This window comes from Brevundimonas sp. Root1423, assembly GCF_001426805.1.
The window spans coordinates 128472-150031 of sequence record NZ_LMFL01000045.1 but is presented as its reverse complement, the minus strand read 5'-3'; the positions used below and the strand labels follow the sequence as shown (position 1 = coordinate 150031).

The following is a 21560-nucleotide window of genomic DNA, read 5'->3' as shown; positions in this document are numbered from 1 at the left end:
CTGGCCCCTGCCTTGCCTTCGCCGCGAGGAAGGACGACATAGCGGTTTCGCACAGTCCGGAGCCCGCGACGCCTTGGTCACGCTGATCGACACCCTGACGAAGACGCCGGCCGAACTGCGTCACCCGGAAAAACAGAACCGACCGGAGACGGCTGTTCTCAAGAAGCCCGACTGGCTGCGCGTCAAGGCGCCCGGCTCGGGCCAGTACAATGCGACCAGGGCCATCGTGAAGGACAAGGGTCTGGTCACGGTCTGCGAAGAGGCGGCCTGCCCGAACATCGGCGAGTGCTGGAGCCAGAAGCACGCCACCCTGATGATCATGGGCGACACCTGCACGCGGGCCTGCGCCTTCTGCAACGTCAAGCCGCTGGACCCGGAAGAGCCGGGCAAGGTTGGTCTGGCCGTGGCCCAGCTGGGCCTGAACCACGTGGTCATCACCTCGGTGGACAGGGACGACGTGGCCGACGGCGGCGCGGCCCACTTCGCCGAGGTCGTGCGCCAGATCCGGCTTCAGGCCCCGAACACCACGATCGAAATCCTGACGCCCGACTTCCTGCGCAAGGACGGGGCGGCCGAGGTGATGATCGACGCCACCCCGGACGTGTTCAACCACAACCTCGAGACCGTGCCGCGGCTGTATCTGAAGATCCGGCCCGGGGCCCGCTACTTCCACAGCCTGCGCCTGCTGCAGATGGTCAAGGAACGCGACCCCAACCAGTTCACCAAGTCCGGCATCATGGTCGGCCTGGGCGAGACCCGCGAAGAGGTCATGCAGGTGATGGACGACATGCGTTCCGCCGGCGTCGACTTCATCACCATCGGCCAGTACCTGCAGCCGACCCGGAAACACGCCGCCATCGAACGGTTCGTCACCCCGGAAGAGTTCAAGGCCTATGAGGCGATCGCCCGCGCCAAGGGCTTCCTGATGGTGTCCTCGTCGCCCCTGACCCGCAGTTCGCACCACGCCGGCGACGACTTCGCCCGGTTGCGCGCGGCGCGTCTGGCGCAGACCGGACGCTGAGCCGCGCTTGGCCGTCCACCGCGTCACGAAAATCCTGCCCTACAAGCCCGAGCAGCTAGCCGCGCTGGTGGCCGACGTGCGCGCCTATCCCGAGTTCGTGCCGTGGGTGACGGCGATGCGCACATGGGCTCCGAGGGAAGAGGCGCCGGGCGTGTCGGTTCTGGACGCCGAGGCCGCCGTCGGCTTCTCCTTCCTCAAGGAAAAATTCTCGACCTGGGTTCGGCATGACCGGAACCGCGCTGTCGTCGAGGTCGGTCTGCTGCGCGGGCCGTTCAGGTATCTGAACAACCGCTGGGAGTTCTTCCCCGATCCCAAAGGCACGCGGGTCGAGTTCTTCATCGACTTCGCCTTCAAGTCCCGGATCCTGGATGGGGTCCTGCACGCCAATTTCGACCGGGCGGTCAGCAAGCTGATGCACTGCTTCGAGGCTAGGGCGGCCAAACTCTACGGTCCGCAGGCGTGAGTTTCGATTTCGACGCGACGGTGGTGGGCGCCGGCGCGGTCGGTCTGGCCTGCGGCCGCGCGCTGGCGAAGCGGGGTCTCTCGGTGTTGGTCCTTGAGAAGGAGCCGCACATCGGGCAGGGCGTGTCCTCGCGCAACTCCGAGGTCATCCACGGCGGCCTCTACTATCCGACCGGATCTCTGAAGGCGCGGTTCTGCGTTCAGGGCCGCCGCGTCCTCTATCCCTTCCTCGAGAGCCACAAGGTCGACTTCCGTAAATGCGGCAAGCTGGTCGTGGCGACGAATGAGTCCGAGGTCGATCGCATCGAGGCCATCTTCGAACAGGGTGTGGCCAATGAGGTCGAGGCGCTGGATCACCTGACCGGCGCGCAGGCGCGGGCGCTGGAGCCGGGCCTGAACGCCCACGCGGCCATCCTGTCGCCCGAGAGCGGGGTGTTCGACAGCCACGGCTACATGCTAGCCCTGCAGGGCGAGATCGAGGACGCGGGCGGTTCGGTGGTCGTCTCCACGCCGTTCGAACGCGCGGAGCCGATGGCGGGCGGCGGTTTCACCCTCATGGCCGGCGGGGAGGGCGGGGCGGCCCTGACCACGCGCCTGCTCGTCACTGCGCCGGGTCTCGGCGCGCAGGATGTGGCGGGCCGCATCGTCGGCTATCCCGCCGACGGCATTCCGGCGGGCCATTTCGGCAAGGGCGTCTATTTCCGCCTGACGGGCAAGGCGCCGTTCGAGCGGCTGGTCTATCCGCCGCCCATTCCCGGCGCGCTGGGCACTCACTACCGCAAGGATCTGGGCGGTCAGGCCGTGTTCGGACCCGACCTCGTCTATGTCGAGACCGAGGACTATTCGGTCGATGCGTCCAAGGCGGCGGAGTTCGAACGCTATGTCCGCCGCTTCTGGCCGGGCCTGCCGGAGGGCGCCCTGACCGCTGACTACGCCGGCATCCGGCCCAAGCTGCACGGGCCGGGCGAACCTCAACCCGATTTCCAGCTGCGAGGGCGCGAAGATCACGGCCTCGACGGTCTGGTCGCCCTGTTCGGCATCGAGAGCCCCGGCCTGACCAGTTCGCTTGCGATCGGCGAGGCGGTCAGCGAAACGCTGGCCCATGACTGAGATCAAGATCCGCGAGGCGGTCGCGGCGGAGATTCCCACCCTGCATCGCCTGATCGAGAGCGCCTATCGCGGCGAGGCCTCGCGCGCCGGCTGGACGACCGAGGCGGACCTTCTGGACGGCCAGCGCACCGATCCCGAAGATCTGGCGGGAATCCTCGCCGATCCGGAACAGGCCCTGCTGTCGGCCTGGCGTGGTGAGGAATTGGTCGGCTGCGTTCTGATCGCCGACCGGGGCGAGGGAACGGGCTATTTCGGCATGCTGTCGGTCAGCCCGACGCTGCAGGGCGGCGGTCTGGGTCGTCGTCTCGTCGAGGCCGCCCACCGGGCGCTGGCGGAGCGCTTCGGCGCCCGCCGCGTGCGCATCTCCGTCTTCCCTCAGCGCGAGACATTGATCAGCTGGTACGAGCGGCTGGGCTACCACATGACAGGGGCGACCCTGCCGTTCCCTTACGGCGACCCGCGTTTCGGCCTCCCCAAACGTGACGACCTGCATTTCGTCGTCATGGAACACGAGCTGGTCTGAACCGGTGGAGATCCGCACCCCCCGCCTGACCCTGCGTTCCGCCGGCCCGGACGATCTGGAAGGCATGCACGCCGTTCTGTCAGACCCGCGCGCGACCCTGTGGTGGTCGACGCCGCCGCACGAGACGCTCGAGCAAACGGCGGCATGGCTGGACGGTATGATCGCCAACGGCCCTGATCATCCAGACTTCGTCATCGAGCTGGACGGCCGCGTGATCGGCAAGGCCGGCTTCTGGCGGCTGCCCGATGTCGGCTACATCCTGCACCCCGATCTCTGGGGGCAGGGACTGGCCGCCGAGGCTGTGGGCGCCGCGATCGATCATGTCTTTGCGACCCGCGACATCGAAAGCCTGACCGCCGACGTCGATCCGGAGAACGCCGCCTCGATTCGGCTGCTGGAGCGACTGGGCTTCGTGCGGACGGGCTTTGGGGAGCGCACCTGGAACGTCGGCGGTGTCTGGAAGGACAGCGTCTTCTATGCCCTGTCGCGCTCGGATCGGAAGACAAAAGCTCCCGCTTGAACTTCGGGACGGGTTCAGGCATAAGCCCGCCCTCGCTGGCGGCTCTCTCGGGCCGCCGCTGTTGTTTTCGCGCTCTTGTAGCGCCGACTAAGAAGATTGAGACGGACATGGCCGTTCCGAAGCGCAAAGTATCGCCCTCGCGTCGCAACATGCGCCGCTCGCACGACTCGCTGGGCGTCAACGCCTACACCGAGGACAAGGACACGGGCGAGCTGCGCCGCTCGCACCACATCGACCTGAAGACCGGCACCTATCGCGGCCGTCAGGTTCTGACGCCCAAGTTACGGCGCGCGATGACTCGCGCGCCGTTTTCGTGCGTTCTGTCGGCATCCCAAGCTGGAGACGCCCCATGATCCGTTTCACCGCCCTCGGCTCCGCCGTCCTGCTGTCGCTGGCGGCCTGCAATGCGCCGCCCGCCGAACAGCCTGTTCCCGAACCCGCGCCCGCGCCGCAGCAGGTCGATCCGGGGACGCCTGTGGCAGCCGCGAACGCGCTCACCGCCCAAGGCTTTGGTCCTCTGCGCATCGGCATGACCAGGGCCGAGGTCGAGGCGGCGATGGGCGCCGACAGCGATCCGGGGTCGGTGGGCGGCGCCGAGCCCGAGGTCTGCGACCAGTGGCGGCCCCAGCGTGCGCCGGAAGGCCTGCTGGTCATGATCCAGAACGGCGTCCTGACCCGTATCTCGGTCGCATCGCCTTCCACCCTGAAGACGGATCGCGGCTTCGGCGTCGGCGATACCGCGGTAGCGATCAAGGCCGCCTACGGCGCGAGCGCTGTGTCGCAGCCCCACAAATATTCCTCGCCCCCCGCAGAGGACATCTTCGTCTGGGCCACCGGCGGGCCGGCGACCGCCAACGCCTATGTCCAGGACACGGCGGCGCGCGGCGTTCGCTACGAGATCGAGAGCACGGGCAAGGTCGGCATCGTCCATGTGGGCGGGCCGGCGATCCAGCTGGTAGAGGGATGCTCCTGATCCCCGAGGCCTGAAGGTTGGCGATTCGGCGGGGGCTGCGCTAAACCCCGCCGAACTCCTGACAGCAGAGCGCTCCCATGACCGACATCGCCGACATCGTCGCCCGCCAGATCCTCGACAGCCGTGGCAATCCGACGGTCGAGGTGGATGTGATCCTCGACGACGGCAGCTTTGGCCGCGCGGCGGTGCCCTCGGGCGCCTCCACCGGCGCACATGAGGCCGTGGAACTGCGCGACGGCGACAAGGACCTGTGGGGCGGCAAGGGCGTCGGCAAGGCCGTGGACGCGGTCAACGGCGAGATCTTCGACGCCCTGTCCGGCATGGACGCCGAGGACCAGCGCCGTATCGACGAGGCCCTGATCGCGCTGGACGGCACCGAGAACAAGGGCCGGCTGGGCGCGAACGCCATCCTCGGCGTGTCGCTGGCCGTCGCCAAGGCCAGCGCCATCTCGTCCGGCCTGCCGCTGCACCGCTATCTGGGTGGAGTCTCGGCCCGCATCCTGCCGACCCCGATGATGAACATCATCAACGGCGGCGCCCACGCCGACAATCCGATCGACATCCAGGAGTTCATGATCCTGCCCACCGGCGCCGAGAGCTTCTCGGAAGCCCTGCGTATGGGTTCGGAAATCTTCCACGCCCTGAAGAAGCAGCTGAAGGACGCCGGTCACAACACCAACGTCGGCGACGAGGGCGGCTTCGCGCCAAACCTGGCCTCGGCCGAGGAGGCGCTGAGCTTCATCACCAAGGCGGGGCAGGCGGCCGGTTATCTGGCCGGCGAGGACTTCCACCTCGGTCTGGACGTCGCGGCGACCGAATTCTTCAAGGACGGCAAATACGTCATGGCCGGCGAGGGCAAGACGCTCGAGGCCGACGCCATGGTCAACTATCTGGCCGACCTGTGCGAGCGCTTCCCGATCGTATCGATCGAGGACGGCTGCGCCGAGGACGACTTCGACGGCTGGCGCATGCTGACCGAGCGTCTGGGCGACCGCTGCCAGATTGTCGGCGACGACCTGTTCGTTACCAACCCGGCCCGTCTGGCCGCCGGCATCGGCGAGGGTCTGGCCAATTCGATCCTCGTAAAAGTCAATCAGATTGGCACCTTGTCCGAGACTCTTGACGCTGTGGATATGGCGCACCGCGCTGGCTACACCGCCGTGATGAGCCACCGTTCGGGCGAGACCGAGGACTCGACCATCGCCGACCTGGCCGTCGCCACCAACTGCGGGCAGATCAAGACCGGCTCGCTGGCCCGCTCGGACCGGACGGCCAAATACAATCAGCTGCTCCGCATCGAGGAGATGCTGGGCGATCAGGGCGCCTATTTCGGCGACGGCATGCTGCTGAACCGGTAGGCGCCGGTTCGCAGTTTCTGCGGCCAAGCTACGGTTCGTTAGGCATTTTCGGTCAGACTCCTTCAATCTTGAGTCCACGCTCAGAAGGAGCGTCCCCCAGTGCCCGAGCGCATGAAGCCGTATTTCCCCTCCGCCATCCTGGCGCTGCTTATCGTCTATCTGGGCGTACAGGCCCTGACGGGCGAGCGCGGCCTGCTGAGCGGTCACGCGCGCGACGCCATGCTGGTGCGCCGCGAGGCCCAGCTGGCCGGGATTCTGGAACAGCGGCGGGACCTTGAGGTCCGCGTCCGCTATCTGCGCACGGACAGCCTGTCGCGTGATCTGCTGGAAGAGCGCGCGCGCGCCGTGCTGGGCTTCAGCGATCCGCGCGACTATGTGATCCGGGTGTCTGCTCCGGTCGCGACCAAGGGCTCCACGCCCAAGGCGTGAACTTTCGTTACAGCTTGACCGGTGCGCTTTGCGTTTCGGGAACGAAGGCTGCTAAAGCCCCTTTCCGTAACGACAAGAGGCCTGCAACGGCGGGTCCAGCCGGGAGATGACGGATGGCGAAAGCCCCCGCCGCCAAAGCTGATTCCAGCAAGGCGACCAAACTGCCCAATACGCCGAAGGCCTCGAAGGAGGACCTGCTGCGCTTCTATCGCGAGATGGTGCTCATCCGGCGGTTCGAGGAGCGCGCGGGCCAGCTGTACGGCATGGGTCTGATCGGGGGCTTCTGCCACCTGTACATCGGCCAGGAAGCCGTGGCCGTGGGCGTTCAGGAGAGCGTCAAACAGGGTCACGACAAGATCATCACCGGCTACCGCGACCACGGCCACATGCTGTGCGCGGGCATGGACCCGAAAGAGGTCATGGCCGAGCTGACCGGCCGCATTGGCGGCTCGTCCAAGGGCAAGGGCGGGTCGATGCATATGTTCGACACAGCCACGGGCTTCTACGGCGGCCACGGGATCGTGGGCGCGCAGGTCGCGCTCGGCACCGGTCTTGCCTTCGCCGGCCGGTACCGCGGCGATGACTCGGTCGCCTTCATCTATTTCGGCGACGGCGCGGCCAACCAGGGTCAGGTCTACGAGAGCTTCAACATGGCCCAGCTGTGGAAGCTGCCGGCCATCTACATCATCGAGAACAACCAGTACGCCATGGGCACGAGCATCGAGCGCTCGTCGTCCACGACCCAGCTCAGCGAGCGCGGCTCCAGCTTCGGCATCCCCGGCGAGCAGGTCGACGGCATGGACGTGCTGGCGGTCCGCGAGGCCACGGCCCGCGCGGTCAAGCGCGCCCGTGAAGGCGGCGGTCCCTACATCCTCGAGATGAAGACCTACCGCTATCGCGGCCACTCCATGTCCGATCCGGCCAAATACCGGGCCAAGGAAGAGGTCGACGAGGTCAAGAAGACCCGCGACCCCATCGACCATGTCAAACTCCTTCTGGAGCAGGCCGGCGCCACCGAGGATGACCTCAAGGCCATCGACGCCGAGATCAAGACCATCGTGGCGGACGCCGTCCAGTTCGCCCAGGAAAGCCCGGAGCCGGATCCGTCCGAGCTCTACACCGACGTCTACGTGGAGGCCTGACCGTGACCGACATTCTCATGCCGGCGCTGTCGCCCACGATGGAAGAGGGCACACTGACCAAATGGCACATCAAGGCGGGTGATACCGTCTCGGCCGGCCAGGTCATCGCCGAGATCGAAACCGACAAGGCCACGATGGAAGTCGAGGCTGTGGACGAGGGCGAGGTGCTGGAAATTCTCGTGGCCGAGGGCTCCGAGAACGTGAAGGTGAACACCCCGATCGCCCGTCTGGCCGGCGAGGACGGGGCTGCGGCTCCGGCTCCGAAGGCCGAGGCTCCCAAGGCCGAAGTCGAAGCGTCCGGCGAGCCTGAAAAGGCTGCGGCGCCTGTCGCCGCGACCCCGAAGGTCGAACTGCGCGACCCCGAAATCCCGGCCGGCGCCAAGCTGGTCAAGACGACCATCCGCGACGCCCTGCGCGACGCCATGGCCGAAGAGATGCGCCGGGACGACAAGGTGTTCCTGATCGGCGAGGAGGTCGCCCAGTATCAGGGCGCCTACAAGGTCAGCCGCGAACTGCTGCAGGAGTTCGGCGACCAGCGCGTCGTCGACACCCCGATCACCGAGCACGGCTTCGCCGGCCTGGGTGTCGGCGCCGCCATGGCGGGGCTGAAGCCGATCGTCGAGTTCATGACCTTCAACTTCGCCATGCAGGCCATCGACCACATCATCAACTCGGCGGCCAAGACCCTGTACATGTCGGGCGGCCAGATCCGCGCCGGCATCGTCTTCCGCGGTCCCAACGGCGCCGCCAGCCGCGTGGGCGCCCAGCACAGCCAGGACTATTCGGCATGGTACGCCCAGGTGCCCGGCCTGAAGGTCGTGGCTCCTTATGACGCCGCCGACGCCAAGGGCCTGATGAAGTCGGCCATCCGCGATCCCAACCCCGTCGTCTTCCTCGAGCACGAGATGATGTACGGGCTGGAGTTCGACGTGCCCGAGGTCGAGGACTATCTGGTCCCGATCGGCAAGGCCAAGGTTCGCCGCGAAGGCACGGACGTGACGATCACGGCGCACAGTCGCATGGTCGGCTTCGCCCTGCAGGCCGCCGAACAGCTGGCCGGGGAGGGGATCTCCTGCGAGGTCGTCGACCTGCGCACCCTGCGTCCCCTGGACCACGAGACCATCGTGGAAAGCGTCAAGAAGACCAGCCGTCTGGTCTCGGCCGAGGAAGGCTGGGGTCCGATGGGCGTCGGCGCCGAGGTCGTGACCCGGGTCATCGAACATGCGTTCGACTATCTGGATGCGCCGCCGGTCCGGGTGCATCAGGAAGACGTGCCGCTGCCCTACGCCGCTAATCTGGAAGCCCTGTCGCTGCCGGGCGTGGACAAGATCGTCGCCGCTGTGAAGCAGGTGATGGCATGAGCGGGAATCCCGAGTTCCAGCTGACCACGCCGGACAGCGTCGCCGCGGATCCCGAGGCTGTCGAACTCCTGCGCATGTGGTGGTCGAAGGGTGAGCCGGTCATGTCGGTGAAGCCCGCCTTCAACGACCCACAGCAGTTCGGCCAGATGCTGGCCTACGCCGCCAAACACATGGCGCACGGCTATGCGGTGCGGCATGGCCACGATGAACGGCAGGCCTATCAGCGGATCCTTCAGGGGCTGTCCGACGTGATCAAGGCGGACAACGTGCAGACAGTGGCCGAACCGGCCTCCCAGCCGGGGAGCGTGTAATGACCGACATCCTGATGCCCGCCCTGTCGCCCACGATGGAAGAGGGCGTTCTGGCCAAGTGGCACGTCAAGGTCGGCGACACGGTCAAGGCCGGCGACGTCATCGCCGAGATCGAAACCGACAAGGCGACCATGGAGGTCGAGGCCGTCGATGAGGGCGAGGTCACCGACATCCTCGTGGCCGAAGGCACGGAAGGGGTGAAGGTCAATACGCCCATCGCCCGCCTGAAGGACGAGGGCGGCGCGGCCGCTCCGGCGCCCAAGGCCGCCGCGGCTCCGGCTGAAACGCCCAAGGTCGAGGCTGCTACAGCGCCCGCCGTCGCTGCTCCGAAATCCGCACCCGCTCGGGCCAAGGCCGACGGCGAACGCGTCTTCGCCTCGCCGCTGGCGCGTCGCATCGCGTCGCAGAACGGCGTCGACCTGAAATCCGTCAAGGGCACCGGGCCGCACGGCCGCATCGTCAAACGCGACGTCGAGGGCGCGAAGGGCGGGGCGCAGGCTCCGGCCGCTGCATCCGCCTCGGCTCCGGCCGGTGAGGTCCGCAAGGTCCAGTCGCTGGCCCAGATGGGCATTCCGGACGGCAGCTACGACCTGATCCCGCTGGACGGCATGCGGAAGGCCATCGCGCGGCGCCTGACCGACAGCTTCCGCGACGTGCCGCACTTCCCGCTGACCATCGATTGCGAGATCGACGGCCTGCTGGCGTCGCGCGCCCGGGTCAACGCCATGCTCGAGAAGTCGGGCGTGAAGGTCTCGGTCAACGACTTCGTCATCAAGGCCGCCCGGGTCAACGCCATGCTCGAGAAGTCGGGCGTGAAGGTCTCGGTCAACGACTTCGTCATCAAGGCCTCGGCCATGGCGCTGAAGGCCGTGCCGGAAGCCAACGCCAGCTATTCGCCCGAGGGCATCGCCATGCACCACCACGCCGACGTGGCGATGGCGGTGGCGATCGACGGCGGCCTGATCACTCCGATCATCCGCGCGGCGGAGACCAAGTCCCTGTCGCAGATCGCGACCGAGTCGAAGGACCTCGCCAAGCGCGCCCGCGACCGCAAGCTGAAGCCCGAGGAATTCCAGGGCGGCACCTTCTCGGTCTCCAACCTCGGCATGTTCGGCATCAAGGCCTTCGCCTCGATCATCAACGAGCCGCAGGGCGCGATCATGAGCGTAGGCGCGGGAGAGCAGCGTCCCGTGGTGAAGAACGGCCAGCTGGCCGTCGCCACGGTGATGACCGTCACCCTGACCTGCGATCACCGCGTGGTGGACGGCGCTGTCGGCGCGAAATTCCTTCAGGCCTTCAAGGCGATGATCGAAGATCCTGTGACGATGCTGGCGTAAGCGGAGGCGGGTTGTGACCACGGTCTATGATTTCAGCGCCACGGCCATCGATGGCGCCGAGCAGGCGCTGGAGCAGTATCGTGGCCAGGCCCTGCTGATCGTCAACACGGCCTCCAAATGCGGCTTTACCGGCCAGTACGCCGGGCTGGAGGCGCTGCATCGCGAGTTCGCCGACAAGCCGTTCGAGGTGCTGGGTTTCCCCTGCAACCAGTTTGGCGAGCAGGAACCCGGCAAGGCGGCCGAGATCGCCAGCTTCTGCTCCACCAACTACGGCGTCGACTTCCCGATGTTCGACAAGGTCGAGGTCAACGGCCCCGACCGGCACCCGCTCTTCGACTGGCTGACCAGCCAGAAGAAGGGCTTCCTGGGCAGTCGCGACATCAAGTGGAACTTCACCAAATTCCTGACCGACCGTGAGGGCCGCGTGGTCGCGCGCTACGCCCCCCAGGTCGAACCCGAGGCCATCAAGGCCGATATCGAGAAGCTGATCTGACATGGCCGCTGAATTCGACCTCATCGTCATCGGTTCGGGCCCGGGCGGCTATGTCGCCGCCATCCGCGCCAGCCAGCTGGGCCAGAAGGTCGCCATCGTCGAGCGNCGCTGAATTCGACCTCATCGTCATCGGTTCGGGCCCGGGCGGCTATGTCGCCGCCATCCGCGCCAGCCAGCTGGGCCAGAAGGTCGCCATCGTCGAGCGCGAGAGCCTGGGCGGCATCTGCCTGAACTGGGGCTGTATCCCGACCAAGGCCCTGCTGAAGTCGGCCGAGAAGTACGAGAGCCTGTCGCACCTGAAGGACTACGGTCTGTCCGCCGACAAGGTCGGCTTCGATTTCGACACCATCATCCAGCGCTCGCGCGGGGTGGCCGCCACGATGAACAAGGGCGTCACCTATCTGATGAAGAAGAACAAGATCGAGGTGATCGAAGGCACGGCAAAGCTGGAGAAGGGCGTCGCCGCACCGAAGGTCGTCGTGGCGCTGAAAGCCGGCGGATCGCGCACGGTCGAGGCCAAGGCTGTGATGCTGGCGGTCGGCGCCCGGGCCAAGGCCATCCCGCAGATCGGTCTTGAGGCCGATGGCGAAAAGATCTGGGCCTATCGCGAGGCCATGGCGCCGAAGAAGATGCCTGCCTCCATCGTCGTGATCGGCTCGGGCGCCATCGGCGTCGAGTTCGGCAGCTTCTATCGGGCGCTGGGCGCCGAGGTGACCGTGGTCGAGGCCGTCGACCGCATCATGCCCGTCGAGGACGAGGAAGTGTCCAAGGCGGCGCAGAAGGCCTTCGAGAAGCGCGGCATGAAGTTCCGCACCGGCTGCAAGGTCACGAAGGTGTCGAAGGACGGCAAGGGCGTGCAGGTGGCCATCGAGGCCGGCGGCAAGGCCGAAACGCTGGAGGCCGAGGTCTGCATCTCGGCGGTCGGCATCACCGCCAACACCGACGGCATCGGTCTTGAGGCGCTGGGCGTCAACATGGACCGCGGCCACTGGCGCACAAGGCCAGCCACGAAGGCATCCACGCCGCCGAGCACATCGCCGGCTACAAGACCCCCAACGTCAACTCGCCCATCGCCGGCTGCACCTACGCCCAGCCGCAGGTCGCCTCGGTCGGGATTACCGAACAGGGCGCGCGCGAGGCGAAGCGCGAGGTCAAGGTCGGCCGCTTCCCCTTCCGCGTGAACGGCAAGGCCGTGGCCGCGGGCGAGATCGAAGGCTTCGTCAAGGTGATCTTCGACGCGAAGACCGGCGCCCTGATCGGCGCCCACATGATCGGCCACGAGGTCACCGAGATGATCCAGGGCTATGTCACCGCCATCGCCATGGAAGCGACCGAGGAAGACATCCACGGCATCGTCTATCCGCACCCGACCATGTCCGAGGCCATGCACGAGGCGGCGCTGGACGCCTATGGGCGCATCCGCTCCAGCAACTCACCTCCCTGGCCCACGGCCGCGAGGCGGCTCGACGCGTGGCCCAGCACATTGGCGGCGTAGACCTCGTAAAGACTGATCTTGCCTTCCAGCCATGTCGGGTCGCCCTGGCCGCCGTCCAGCTGGTCGCGGGCGTAGAGGGCGCCCTGGGCCAGCATCCAGCCGCCTGTGACGTCGCCCAGCAGCTTGAGATAGGCGTCGGCCGCGGCCAGCACGTCGGCGGCGCCGTCGACGGCTGCCTTTCGATCCAGCAACCAGAGGGTGGCGTCCTCGACGGCCTCGATCGCCGCGGCGAACCGCTCCACGGGCTTGCCCGAGTACAGGCGCGGCAGTGTCGCCAGCGTCGCCTTCATGTCAGCGATCAGGTCGCGGGCGGACTGGCCGCCGTCCATCGACAGCTTGCGGCCGACAAGGTCCATGGCCTGGATGCCATTGGTGCCCTCGTAGATCGGGGCGATGCGGGCGTCGCGATAGTATTGCGCCGCGCCGGTCTCCTCGATGAAGCCCATGCCGCCGTGGATCTGGACCCCCAGCGACGCGACCTCGCAGCCGACGTCGGTGGACCAGGCCTTGGCGATGGGGGTGAACAGGTCCTCGCGGCCCTTCCAGCGGCGGCGCTCTTCCTCGGTCGCTGAATGCTTCGCCAGATCGGCGGCGACGCCCGTGGACAGGCATATGGCGCGGGCGGCCGCGACCTTCGCCTTCATCACCGACAGGGTGCGGCGCACGTCGGGATGGTCGACGATCGGAGCGTTGGCCTCGCCGGTCCAGACCGATCGGCCCTGACGCCTGTCCAGTGCGTAGGCGAGGGCATGCTGATAGGCCCGCTCGGCGATGCCGACGCCCTCGACGCCCACGGCGAGGCGGGCGGCGTTCATCATGACGAACATGTGGGCCAGACCCTGATTGGGCTGACCGACCAGTTCCGCGGTCGCGCCCTCATAGGACATGACGCAGGTGGGGGAGGCGTGGATGCCCAGCTTGTGCTCGACCCCGACAGGCCGGAAGCTATTGCGGTCGCCCAGCGAGCCATCGTCCTTGACCAGATATTTGGAGGCCAGGAACAGGCTGATCCCCTTGGGCCCCGTCGGGGCGTCCGGCAGGCGGGCCAGAACCATGTGGACGATGTTGTCCGTGGCGTCGTGGTCGCCCCAGGTGATGAAGATCTTCTGGCCGTTCAGGGCGTATGTCCCGTCGCCATTCGGCGTCGCCGTGGCCGTCAGGGCGCCGAGATCGGATCCCGCCTGCGGCTCGGTCAGCACCATGGCGCCGGTCCATTCGCCGGATACCAGCCGGGACAGGTAGATTTCCTTCTGTGAGGGCGTGCCATGGGCCTCCAGCGCCTCAATCGCGGCCAGCGAGAGCATGGGGCACAGGCCAAAGGCCATGTTGGCGGCGTGGACGGTCTCATAGGCCGCCAGCTCCAGCGCCTTGGGCAGGTCCTGGCCGCCGGCGTGGGCGGGGGCGGACAGGCCGGTCCAGCCGCCCGCGGCGAACTGGCGATAGGCCTCCGCGAACCCGGGGGCGGCCGTGACCGAGCCGTTGGCGTAGGTCGAACCCTTCTGGTCGCCGATGCGGTTCAGCGGCGCCAGCACCCCTTCGGAGAACTGCGCCGCGGCCTCCAGCACCGCGCCCAGCACCTCGGCGTCATAGTCGGGGAAGGCGCCGGTGGCGGCGACCTGGTCGATGCCGGCCACGGCCTGCAGGGCGAAGGCGATGTCGCGGACGGGCGCGCGGTAGGTCATGGCGGGAATCCGGTTCGAACTGTTCCACGTTCATGCCGTCTTGCCGCCGGGGCATGCAAGCGGCGGCTTGGCGAACGGGACGGGTCGGGTCAGAGTGACAGGGTTCGAAGGAGCTGCCCGTGGCTGAACCGCGCAACCGTTATTCCACCGTCTCGCTGACCCTTCACTGGCTGACAGCCGCCCTCATCGTGACCCAGGTGCTGCTGATCACGGCGCATGAGGCGACCGAGGGGCCGCTGTCGCGCGAGTTCGTCCAGATCCACAAGTCGGTCGGCCTGACCATCCTCGTCCTGACCCTCGGCCGGATCTTCTGGCGGCTGGCCAATCCCGCCATTCCGCTGCCGGACGCGATGCCGCGCTGGCAGAAGCTGCTGGCGCGGGCTACCCACGTTCTCTTCTATGTCTTCCTGATCGCCATGCCGCTGGTGGGCTGGGCGGCGTCGTCGGCGGGCGGGCGCGATATCGTCTGGTTCGGCCTGTTCGAATGGCCGCTTCTGCCGATCGGCGGTGGCCGCGAGGTCGCGGGCCAGCTGATGGACCTGCACGAGTTGGCGGCCAAAGGGCTGTACGTCCTGATCGCCCTGCACGTGATCGGCGCGCTGAAGCACCAATTCGTCGACCGGGACAATGTGCTGCACCGGATGATTCCGGGGATCCCGCGCCGTCCGTGAGGCCGGCCGGCCTGCGTGCCGGACTTGCGCATCAAAAGCGGGCGGCGCATCTGGCGGGCGCGCTGATGCTGGATCGCGCGGATTTTCTGGATACGCGGGACCGTGGAACGGACTGGTCGGACAGCGAATGACGGTGCGGGCGCTTCAGGCGCGCCCCGCGTGAGCGCGTCCGACGCCGAGGCCGTCGCGGTCCTGAGCGCCGGCGGTCTGGTCATCTTGCCGACCGAGACCGTCTATGGTCTGGCCGCCGACGCGGGCGACGCCCGCGCGGTGGCGGCGATCTTCGAGGCCAAGGGCCGTCCGCGCTTCAACCCGCTGATCGCCCACGTCGCTGACGCCGTCCAGGCCGGGGCGGTGGCGGTGTTCGACGGTCGCGCCCAAGCGCTGGCCGAGGCCTTCTGGCCCGGTCCGCTGACGATCGTCGCCCCCGTCCGTGACCGGACCGGTGTGTGCGATCTCGCCCGGGCGGGGCTGGACAGCGTCGCCGTCCGGGTGCCCGGCCACGCCCGCGCCCGCGCCCTGATTTCCGCCTTCGGTCGGCCGCTGGTGGCGCCCTCGGCCAACCGCTCGGGACGACCCAGCCCGACCACCTTCGCTGACGCGGTGGAGGAGACGGGCTTCGCGGCCGGCGCCGCCCTCGACGGCGGGGCGTGCGCTGTGGGGGTAGAGAGCACGGTGGTCTCGGTGCTGGACGGCCGGGTTACCCTGCTGCGGCCGGGGTCGGTGACACGCGAAGAACTCGAGGCCGTCGTCGGGCCGCTTGATCGGGGCGGGGAGGGCCATCGCTCGCCCGGCCGGCTGACGCTGCACTACGCGCCGGACGCGCCCGTACGCATCGAGGCGCAGACGGTGCGCGACGGGGAGATCCTGCTGGGCTTTGGTCCGGGCGCCGGCGATCCGCGCTGGAGTCTGAGCCCTTCGGGCGATCTGCGCGAGGCGGCCGCCAATCTGTTCCGCCGCCTGCGCGAGGCGGATCGCGAACGCCCCTCGGGCATCGCCGTCTCGCCGATCCCCGCGCAGGGCCTTGGCGAGGCGATCAACGACCGGCTGCGACGAGCGGCAGGATTCGTGGGCTAGGCCAGGAAGCGGGCCTTGATATCGATACTGGACCTCTGGCCGACATCGGGGAAGCATTGCTCCAGCCACTCGCCTGCCGCGGCGCGCCCTCGACCTTTGAGATCGTTGAGGAAGGTCCATTCTGTGTCGAATTTGGTGCCCAGCGACAGGGCGCCCAGCCACGGGCCCGGCTCGATGGCGTGCAACATCAGCTGGCGGTAGCGGTTCTCGCCGGCGCGTTTCAACCGCCCGTCCGCGATCATGTCCTGGACGAAGGCGATAGCCCTCAGTTCGGCGACGAGGGGGGCGTTGAAAACGATCTCGTTGAGCCGGTCCATGATGTCCCCGGCCACGCGCGGCGTCTCCTCGCGCACGAAAGGGTTCAGGGGCAGCAACAGGATGTCGTCGGGCGTGTCGGCGTAGAACAGCGGCCACAGGGCGGGGTTGGCCAGATAGCCGCCGTCCCAATAGGGCTCGCCGTCGATCTCGACCGCCTGGAACAGGTGTGGCAGGCAGGCCGAGGCCAGCAGGACCTGATCCGTGATCTCCGGTGTCTCGAACAGTCGCGCCCGGCCCTGCCGGACCGCCGTTGCGGCGACGAACAGCCGGATGGAGGAGGCCCGCACCGCCTCAAAATCGATCGCCGTACCCAGAACGCGTTTGAGAGGATTGAGGTTGAAGGGATTGAATTGATATGGGCTCATCGACATTGCGGCGTTCTCGGCCGAGCGCCAGAGGCTGGAGTCCTTGAGCCATCCCGGAGGTACGGCCGCGCTCCAGATCGCCGAGTCGCCGAAGACGTTTCGGCCGCCTGACAGATTTACCTCCCGCCATAGCAGGTCGAGCTGGCGGCGGGCTCCTTCGGCTCCGCCGGTGTGCAGGCCGCTGATCAGGGCCGCAGCGTTCATAGCCCCCGCGGACGATGCTGTAACCGCGCGGATGTCGAGCCGGTCGTCCTCCAGCAGGCGATCCAGCACGCCCCACTGGAAGGCGCCGTGCGCGCCGCCGCCCTGAAGGGCCAGGCTGATGGGGCGGCGTTGCGGGGCAGTCGGCTTTCGCTTCGACATCCGCGCTCGCCTCCGTGCCTATTGGGCGGTCCAGCCGCCGTCGATGGAGAAACTGGCCCCGTTGGCCGAAGCGCCGAGGTCCGAGGCCAGATACAGCATCATCCCGGTCAGCTCGTCGGTGGTGACGAACCGTTTGGTCGGCTGCGAGCCAAGTATGACGTCCTTCAGCACCGCTTCTTTCGACATACCGCGCGTGCGGGCCTGATCGGCGATCTGTTTCTCGACGATCGGCGTCTCGACGAAACCGGGGCAGATCGCGTTGCAGGTGATGTTGTCCTGCGCGACCTCAAGGGCAACGGTCTTGGTGAGGCCGATGACGCCGTGCTTGGCCGCGACATAGGCCGACTTGAACGGGCTGGCGACCAGACCATGGGCCGAGGCGACGTTGATGATCCGGCCACGGCCCTGGGCCTTCATGATCGGAATGGCCGCACGCGTGGCGTAGAAGGTCGAGGACAGGTTGATGGCGATGATCTGTTCCCACTTGTCAGCCGGGAATTTCTCGACCGCCTCGACGTGCTGGACGCCGGCGTTGTTGATCAGGATGTCGACGCGGCCCAGCTGGTGCTTGCCGTAGGCCACCATGTCGGCGACCTCGTCGCCCCGCAGCATGTTGGCGGCGTGATAGCGGACGCGGACGCCGCAGCTGGCCTCCATCTCAGCCCGGGTGCGTTCGATCTCGGACGGGTCGCCCAGCCCGTTCAGCACCACGTCGCCCCCGCGCGAGGCGATGGCGCGGGCGAAGGCCAGGCCGATGCCCGAGGTCGACCCCGAGATCACCGCCACCTGACCCTTCAGGTCGCCGATGTCGCGGAAGGGTTCGCTCGAGGTCTGGGAGCCGTCACCGCGTTTGGGCCATTGGAACATGGGTATCTCGTCCGTGCGTCAGTCTGGTCAGCCTAGCCGTTCGCGTTTGCGAAGGCGACAGTCGGGTTTAATTTCCCGATCTGGTGAATATCCACTCTGTGTCGTTCGAGGCCGCCTTGTCAAAAGCGTAGCCGTCGCGGTCGAAGGCCTTCAGATCCTGCGCCCGCTCGATCCGCTCGTCGATGGCGAAACGCGCCATGCCGCCCCGGGCCTTCTTGGCGAAGAAGGAAATGATCCGGCTCTCGCCGTCGCGTGATTCGCGGAACTGCGGGGTCACGACACGCAGTTTCAGCGCCTTGGCGCCGACCGCGCCGAAATATTCCTGACTGGCCAGATTGACCAGGGTCGGATCGGCTTGGCCCTCGGCGTCGGCGTTAAGCTGTTTCGACAGACGGTCGCCCCAGAAGTCGTACAGGCTGGATCCGCGCCGCGTCTTGAGCCGTATTCCCATCTCCAGCCGGTAGGGCTGGATGCGGTCGAGAGGCCGAAGCAGGCCGTAGAAGCCGGACAGGATGCGCAGATGATCCTGCGCCCACGCCAATGACGGCTGGTCCAGTTCGCGCGCCTTCAAGCCTTCATAGACATCGCCCGCAAAGGCGAAGGCGGCCTGGACGCCGTCGGTCGAGGCGGCGTCGAAGGCCTGGAAGCGTTCGCGGTTCAGCCGGGCCAGATCGTCGGAGATGCTCATCAGCTGGCGCAGCTCGGACACCGTCCGCGCCCGCGCCGTCCGCGACAGGCTGGCGGTGTCGTCCTGAAAGCGGCGTTCAGATGCGGCCGCATCGGGCCGGGCCTCGGTGAAATCCAGCCGCTTGGCCGGGGACAGGACGATCAGCAAGGGAAAAGGCTCCGGCGGCGTTCGCGTGCAGATAGGCCCGTTCGATGACGAATTGAACCGGACCCTTTGTCCCGTTCAGCGATCCTGTGAATAGAGGGCGGCCAGAACCTGGGGCAGGCGGTCGGGCAGGTCCTCGGCGATCAGGCCCGGCCCGAAGCCGCGCGCCGCCTCCGCATGCATCCAGACGGCGGCGCGGGCGGCGTCGAAACTGTCCATCCGCTGCGCCATCAGGCCGCCGATCATGCCCGCCAGCACGTCTCCGGTTCCCGCGGTCGCCAGCCATGGGACGCCGTTGTCGTTGATCGCCAGGCGACCGTCGGGTGCCGCGATGATCGTGGCGGGTCCCTTGAGCACGACCACGGCGCCCGCGCGCTTCGCCGCTTCGCGCGCCCCGACCTCCCGGCCCTTGTCGAGCAGGCCGGGGAACAGCCGTTTGAACTCGCCCTCGTGCGGGGTCAGGACATCGTCCCGGTCCAGAACGTCGAACAGGTCGGCGGGCCAGCCTTCGAAGACCGTCAGACCGTCGGCATCCACCACCAGCGCCGCCCCGGTCCCGGCGAGGGCGCGCACATGGGCCTGGGTCGCGTCGGTCACCCCGGCGGCCGGACCGATGACCACGGCGTCCATCCCCTCGACCGCCTCGGTCAGGGCCTCGGCCGAGCCGAACGGGGTCAGCATGACGGCCTCGATGGCGGAGGCGATCACGGCGGTCGCATCCGGCGGACAGAGAATACGCACCACGCCCGCGCCGATCCTCAGACCGGCCCGCGCCGCCAGCCGCGCCGCGCCGGTCTGGCTGGCCTTGCCCGAGACGACGCCCAGCCGCCCCCGCGCGTGTTTGTGGGCGTTTTCGCTCGGCCAGGGCAGCGCTTCGCGCCAGTCCGGGATAGCCCCTTCTGTCATCGCGCCGGTCCTCCGTTCACGGATGGCGACGGGGAGCGAAAAGCGCTTGCCTTATTGTGCAATGCAATGTCCCTTTACGTCCCGTGCGCGCGGCATGATAACGCCCGCCTGGGACCGCCAATGAAAAAGATCGAAGCCGTCATCAAGCCCTTCAAGCTGGATGAAGTGAAGGAAGCGCTGCAGGACGCGGGCGTGCAAGGCATGACCGTGCTCCGAGCTGTACCGCGGCGCAGAGTACGTCATCGACTTCCTGCCCAAGATCAAGATCGAGGTGGTGGTGTCGGACGACATGGTCAATTCCGTCGTCGACGCGATTCAGGCGGCCGCCCGCACCGGCAAGATCGGCGACGGCAAGATCTTCATCACCGACGTCATCGACGTCATCCGTATCCGCACCGGCGAGACGGGCGCACAGGCCGTCTGACCCTTTCACCGGCCGTCCCCTCGGGGCGGCCGTTTCTTGTAACCTCCCCGAGCCACAGGACGTCGACCACCATGAGCGCCAGCAAGATCCTCAAAGAGATCAAGGAAAAGGACGTCAAATACGTCGACCTCCGGTTCACCGACACCAAGGGGCGGATGCAGCACGTCACCTTCGACATCGACCTGGTGGACGACGAGTTCCTCGAAGAGGGGACGATGTTCGACGGCTCCTCGATCGCTGGCTGGAAGGCGATCAACGAGTCCGACATGCTGCTGAAGCCGGACCTGAACAATTTCTGGATCGACCCCTTCTACCAGCAGACGACCCTGTTCCTGTTCTGCGACGTGCTGAACCCCGACACGGGCGAGCCCTACAACCGCGACAGCCGTTCAATGGCCAAGAAGGCGCTGGCCTATGTCCAGTCCTCGGGCGTGGGCGACACGGTCTTCTTCGGCCCGGAAGCCGAGTTCTTCATCTTCGACGACGTGCGCTGGAGCACGGCGCCGCATGACACCGGCTACGCCTACGATTCGATCGAACTGCCAGCCAATACGGGTGCGGAATATTCCGAGGGCAATATGGGCCACCGCCCGACGCACAAGGGCGGCTATTTCCCGGTCAACCCGACCGACAGCGCCCAGGATCTGCGCGGCGAGATGCTGGGCGTCATGCGCGACCTGGGCATGCAGCCCGAGAAGCACCACCACGAGGTCGCCCCGGCGCAGCACGAACTGGGCCTGAAGTTCTCGGACATGCTGACGATGGCCGACCGTCTGCAGATGTACAAATACGTCATCCACAACGTCGCCGCCGCCTACGGCAAGTCGGCCACCTTCATGGCCAAGCCGACCTTCGGCGACAACGGCTCGGGCATGCACGTCCATATGTCGGTCTGGAACGGCGGCAAGCCGCTGTTCGCGGGCGACAAATACGCCGGCCTGTCGGACATGTGCCTGTGGTACATCGGCGGCATCATCAAGCACGCCAAGGCCATCAACGCCTTCGCCAACTCGACGACCAACTCCTACAAGCGTCTGGTTCCCGGCTATGAAGCCCCGGTGAAGCTGGCCTATTCGTCGCGCAACCGCTCGGCGTCCATCCGCATCCCGTTCGTCAACTCGCCCAAGGCCAAGCGTATCGAGGCCCGGTTCCCGGACCCGATGGGCAACCCCTATCTGACCTTCGTGGCCCTGCTGATGGCCGGGCTGGACGGCATCGAGAACCGGATCGATCCGGGCGCGGCCGCCGACAAGAACCTGTACGACCTGCCGCCGGAAGAGCGGGGCAACATCCCCGAGGTCTGCGGCAGCCTGAAGGAGGCTCTTGAGAACCTCGACAAGGACCGCGCCTTCCTCAAGAAGGGCGGCGTCATGGATGACGACTTCATCGACAGCTACATCGCGCTGAAGATGGAAGAGGTGATGCGTCTGCAGTTGCACCCGCACCCCGTCGAATTCGACATGTACTACAGCTGCTGATCGACGGCTGAGGCTGAACGAAAACGGCGCCGGAGGGGAAGC

The 21560-nt window shown here is 67.2% G+C and carries 21 protein-coding genes and 4 pseudogenes; 20 read left to right on the top strand and 5 right to left on the bottom strand.

The features are described 5' to 3' along the window. Nucleotides 1–73 precede the first annotated feature (73 nt). The 16 genes and pseudogenes from lipA to ASD25_RS22285 form a co-directional block, all read left to right on the top strand. Nucleotides 74–1021, top strand: a complete 948-nt coding sequence (gene lipA / locus ASD25_RS22355) for a lipoyl synthase (protein WP_056620602.1) — start codon at nucleotides 74–76, stop codon at nucleotides 1019–1021. A 7-nt stretch (nucleotides 1022–1028) separates the two neighbouring features. After that, complete coding sequence (locus ASD25_RS22350) at nucleotides 1029–1484, top strand: type II toxin-antitoxin system RatA family toxin (RefSeq protein WP_056620601.1); 456 nt, start codon at nucleotides 1029–1031, stop codon at nucleotides 1482–1484. After that, a complete protein-coding gene (locus tag ASD25_RS22345) occupies nucleotides 1481–2593 on the top strand; it encodes an NAD(P)/FAD-dependent oxidoreductase (RefSeq protein ID WP_056620599.1) in 1113 nt (370 codons plus the stop codon). The genes ASD25_RS22350 and ASD25_RS22345 overlap by 4 nt, the downstream gene beginning before the upstream one ends. Further along, a complete protein-coding gene (locus tag ASD25_RS22340; protein WP_056620597.1) occupies nucleotides 2586–3116 on the top strand; it encodes a GNAT family N-acetyltransferase in 531 nt (176 codons plus the stop codon). Before ASD25_RS22345 ends, ASD25_RS22340 begins: the two co-directional genes overlap by 8 nt. 4 nt (nucleotides 3117–3120) lie before the next feature. Continuing rightward, nucleotides 3121–3636, top strand: a complete 516-nt coding sequence (locus ASD25_RS22335; protein WP_056620595.1) for a GNAT family N-acetyltransferase — start codon at nucleotides 3121–3123, stop codon at nucleotides 3634–3636. Nucleotides 3637–3743: 107 nt separating this feature from the next. Further along, nucleotides 3744–3917: pseudogene (gene rpmF / locus ASD25_RS22330) on the top strand (50S ribosomal protein L32); the annotation flags it as partial. A gap of 68 nt (nucleotides 3918–3985) precedes the next feature. Beyond that, the gene (locus ASD25_RS22325) at nucleotides 3986–4609 is read left to right on the top strand and encodes a hypothetical protein (protein ID WP_056620592.1); all 624 of its coding nucleotides are present in this window, start codon (nucleotides 3986–3988) and stop codon (nucleotides 4607–4609) included. A gap of 77 nt (nucleotides 4610–4686) precedes the next feature. Further along, nucleotides 4687–5967: a phosphopyruvate hydratase gene (gene eno / locus ASD25_RS22320; RefSeq protein ID WP_056620590.1), complete on the top strand. Its 1281-nt coding sequence runs from the start codon at nucleotides 4687–4689 to the stop codon at nucleotides 5965–5967. A 111-nt stretch (nucleotides 5968–6078) separates the two neighbouring features. Next, a complete protein-coding gene (locus ASD25_RS22315) occupies nucleotides 6079–6396 on the top strand; it encodes a septum formation initiator family protein (protein ID WP_056620587.1) in 318 nt (105 codons plus the stop codon). 113 nt (nucleotides 6397–6509) lie between these two features. Continuing rightward, nucleotides 6510–7538, top strand: coding sequence for a pyruvate dehydrogenase (acetyl-transferring) E1 component subunit alpha (gene pdhA / locus ASD25_RS22310; protein ID WP_056620584.1), 1029 nt, complete (start codon nucleotides 6510–6512; stop codon nucleotides 7536–7538). Nucleotides 7539–7540: 2 nt separating this feature from the next. Then, nucleotides 7541–8899, top strand: a complete 1359-nt coding sequence (locus ASD25_RS22305; RefSeq protein WP_056620582.1) for a pyruvate dehydrogenase complex E1 component subunit beta — start codon at nucleotides 7541–7543, stop codon at nucleotides 8897–8899. Next, nucleotides 8896–9210 (top strand): DUF5076 domain-containing protein, encoded by a 315-nt coding sequence (locus ASD25_RS22300; protein WP_056620580.1) that lies wholly within the window; start codon nucleotides 8896–8898, stop codon nucleotides 9208–9210. The genes ASD25_RS22305 and ASD25_RS22300 overlap by 4 nt, the downstream gene beginning before the upstream one ends. Next, on the top strand, nucleotides 9210–10547 hold the full coding sequence (locus tag ASD25_RS22295; protein ID WP_056620579.1) for a dihydrolipoamide acetyltransferase family protein: 1338 nt from the start codon (nucleotides 9210–9212) through the stop codon (nucleotides 10545–10547). The genes ASD25_RS22300 and ASD25_RS22295 overlap by 1 nt, the downstream gene beginning before the upstream one ends. Nucleotides 10548–10560: 13 nt before the next feature. Next, nucleotides 10561–11040 carry a glutathione peroxidase gene (locus ASD25_RS22290; RefSeq protein ID WP_056620577.1) on the top strand — a complete coding sequence of 160 codons (480 nt, stop codon included), beginning with the start codon at nucleotides 10561–10563 and terminating at the stop codon, nucleotides 11038–11040. A 1-nt stretch (nucleotide 11041) separates the two neighbouring features. Beyond that, a pseudogene (locus tag ASD25_RS33365) lies at nucleotides 11042–11145 on the top strand (FAD-dependent oxidoreductase); the annotation flags it as partial. Between the two features lies 1 nt (nucleotide 11146). Beyond that, a pseudogene (locus tag ASD25_RS22285) lies at nucleotides 11147–12460 on the top strand (dihydrolipoyl dehydrogenase); the annotation flags it as partial. On the opposite strand, the gene ASD25_RS22280 reads toward ASD25_RS22285, so the two are convergent. Beyond that, complete coding sequence (locus ASD25_RS22280) at nucleotides 12448–14217, bottom strand: acyl-CoA dehydrogenase (protein WP_056620575.1); 1770 nt, start codon at nucleotides 14215–14217, stop codon at nucleotides 12448–12450. The pseudogene ASD25_RS22285 and the gene ASD25_RS22280 overlap by 13 nt on opposite strands. Before the next feature lie 119 nt (nucleotides 14218–14336). Here ASD25_RS22280 and ASD25_RS22275 point away from each other — a divergent pair, with 119 nt between their 5' ends. After that, a complete protein-coding gene (locus ASD25_RS22275) occupies nucleotides 14337–14888 on the top strand; it encodes a cytochrome b (protein WP_056620570.1) in 552 nt (183 codons plus the stop codon). A gap of 159 nt (nucleotides 14889–15047) precedes the next feature. Next, complete coding sequence (locus ASD25_RS22270; RefSeq protein ID WP_056620568.1) at nucleotides 15048–15965, top strand: L-threonylcarbamoyladenylate synthase; 918 nt, start codon at nucleotides 15048–15050, stop codon at nucleotides 15963–15965. Here ASD25_RS22270 and ASD25_RS22265 read toward each other — a convergent pair. From ASD25_RS22265 to ASD25_RS22250, 4 genes are all read right to left on the bottom strand, one after another. After that, the gene (locus ASD25_RS22265; protein ID WP_056620566.1) at nucleotides 15962–17011 is read right to left on the bottom strand and encodes a patatin-like phospholipase family protein; all 1050 of its coding nucleotides are present in this window, start codon (nucleotides 17009–17011) and stop codon (nucleotides 15962–15964) included. The two genes, ASD25_RS22270 and ASD25_RS22265, sit on opposite strands and share 4 nt — an antisense overlap. A gap of 18 nt (nucleotides 17012–17029) precedes the next feature. Further along, nucleotides 17030–17878, bottom strand: coding sequence for a 3-hydroxybutyrate dehydrogenase (locus ASD25_RS22260; protein WP_056620565.1), 849 nt, complete (start codon nucleotides 17876–17878; stop codon nucleotides 17030–17032). Between the two features lie 67 nt (nucleotides 17879–17945). Further along, nucleotides 17946–18713 (bottom strand): peroxide stress protein YaaA, encoded by a 768-nt coding sequence (yaaA, locus tag ASD25_RS22255; protein ID WP_056620563.1) that lies wholly within the window; start codon nucleotides 18711–18713, stop codon nucleotides 17946–17948. Nucleotides 18714–18788: 75 nt separating this feature from the next. Then, complete coding sequence (locus tag ASD25_RS22250; protein ID WP_056620561.1) at nucleotides 18789–19616, bottom strand: NAD(P)H-hydrate dehydratase; 828 nt, start codon at nucleotides 19614–19616, stop codon at nucleotides 18789–18791. A 120-nt stretch (nucleotides 19617–19736) separates the two neighbouring features. On the opposite strand from ASD25_RS22250, the pseudogene ASD25_RS22245 reads away from it, so the two are divergent. Both ASD25_RS22245 and glnA read left to right on the top strand, forming a co-directional pair. Beyond that, nucleotides 19737–20040: pseudogene (locus tag ASD25_RS22245) on the top strand (P-II family nitrogen regulator). A 71-nt stretch (nucleotides 20041–20111) separates the two neighbouring features. Further along, nucleotides 20112–21518: a type I glutamate--ammonia ligase gene (glnA, locus tag ASD25_RS22240; RefSeq protein ID WP_056620559.1), complete on the top strand. Its 1407-nt coding sequence runs from the start codon at nucleotides 20112–20114 to the stop codon at nucleotides 21516–21518. Nucleotides 21519–21560: the final 42 nt, after the last annotated feature.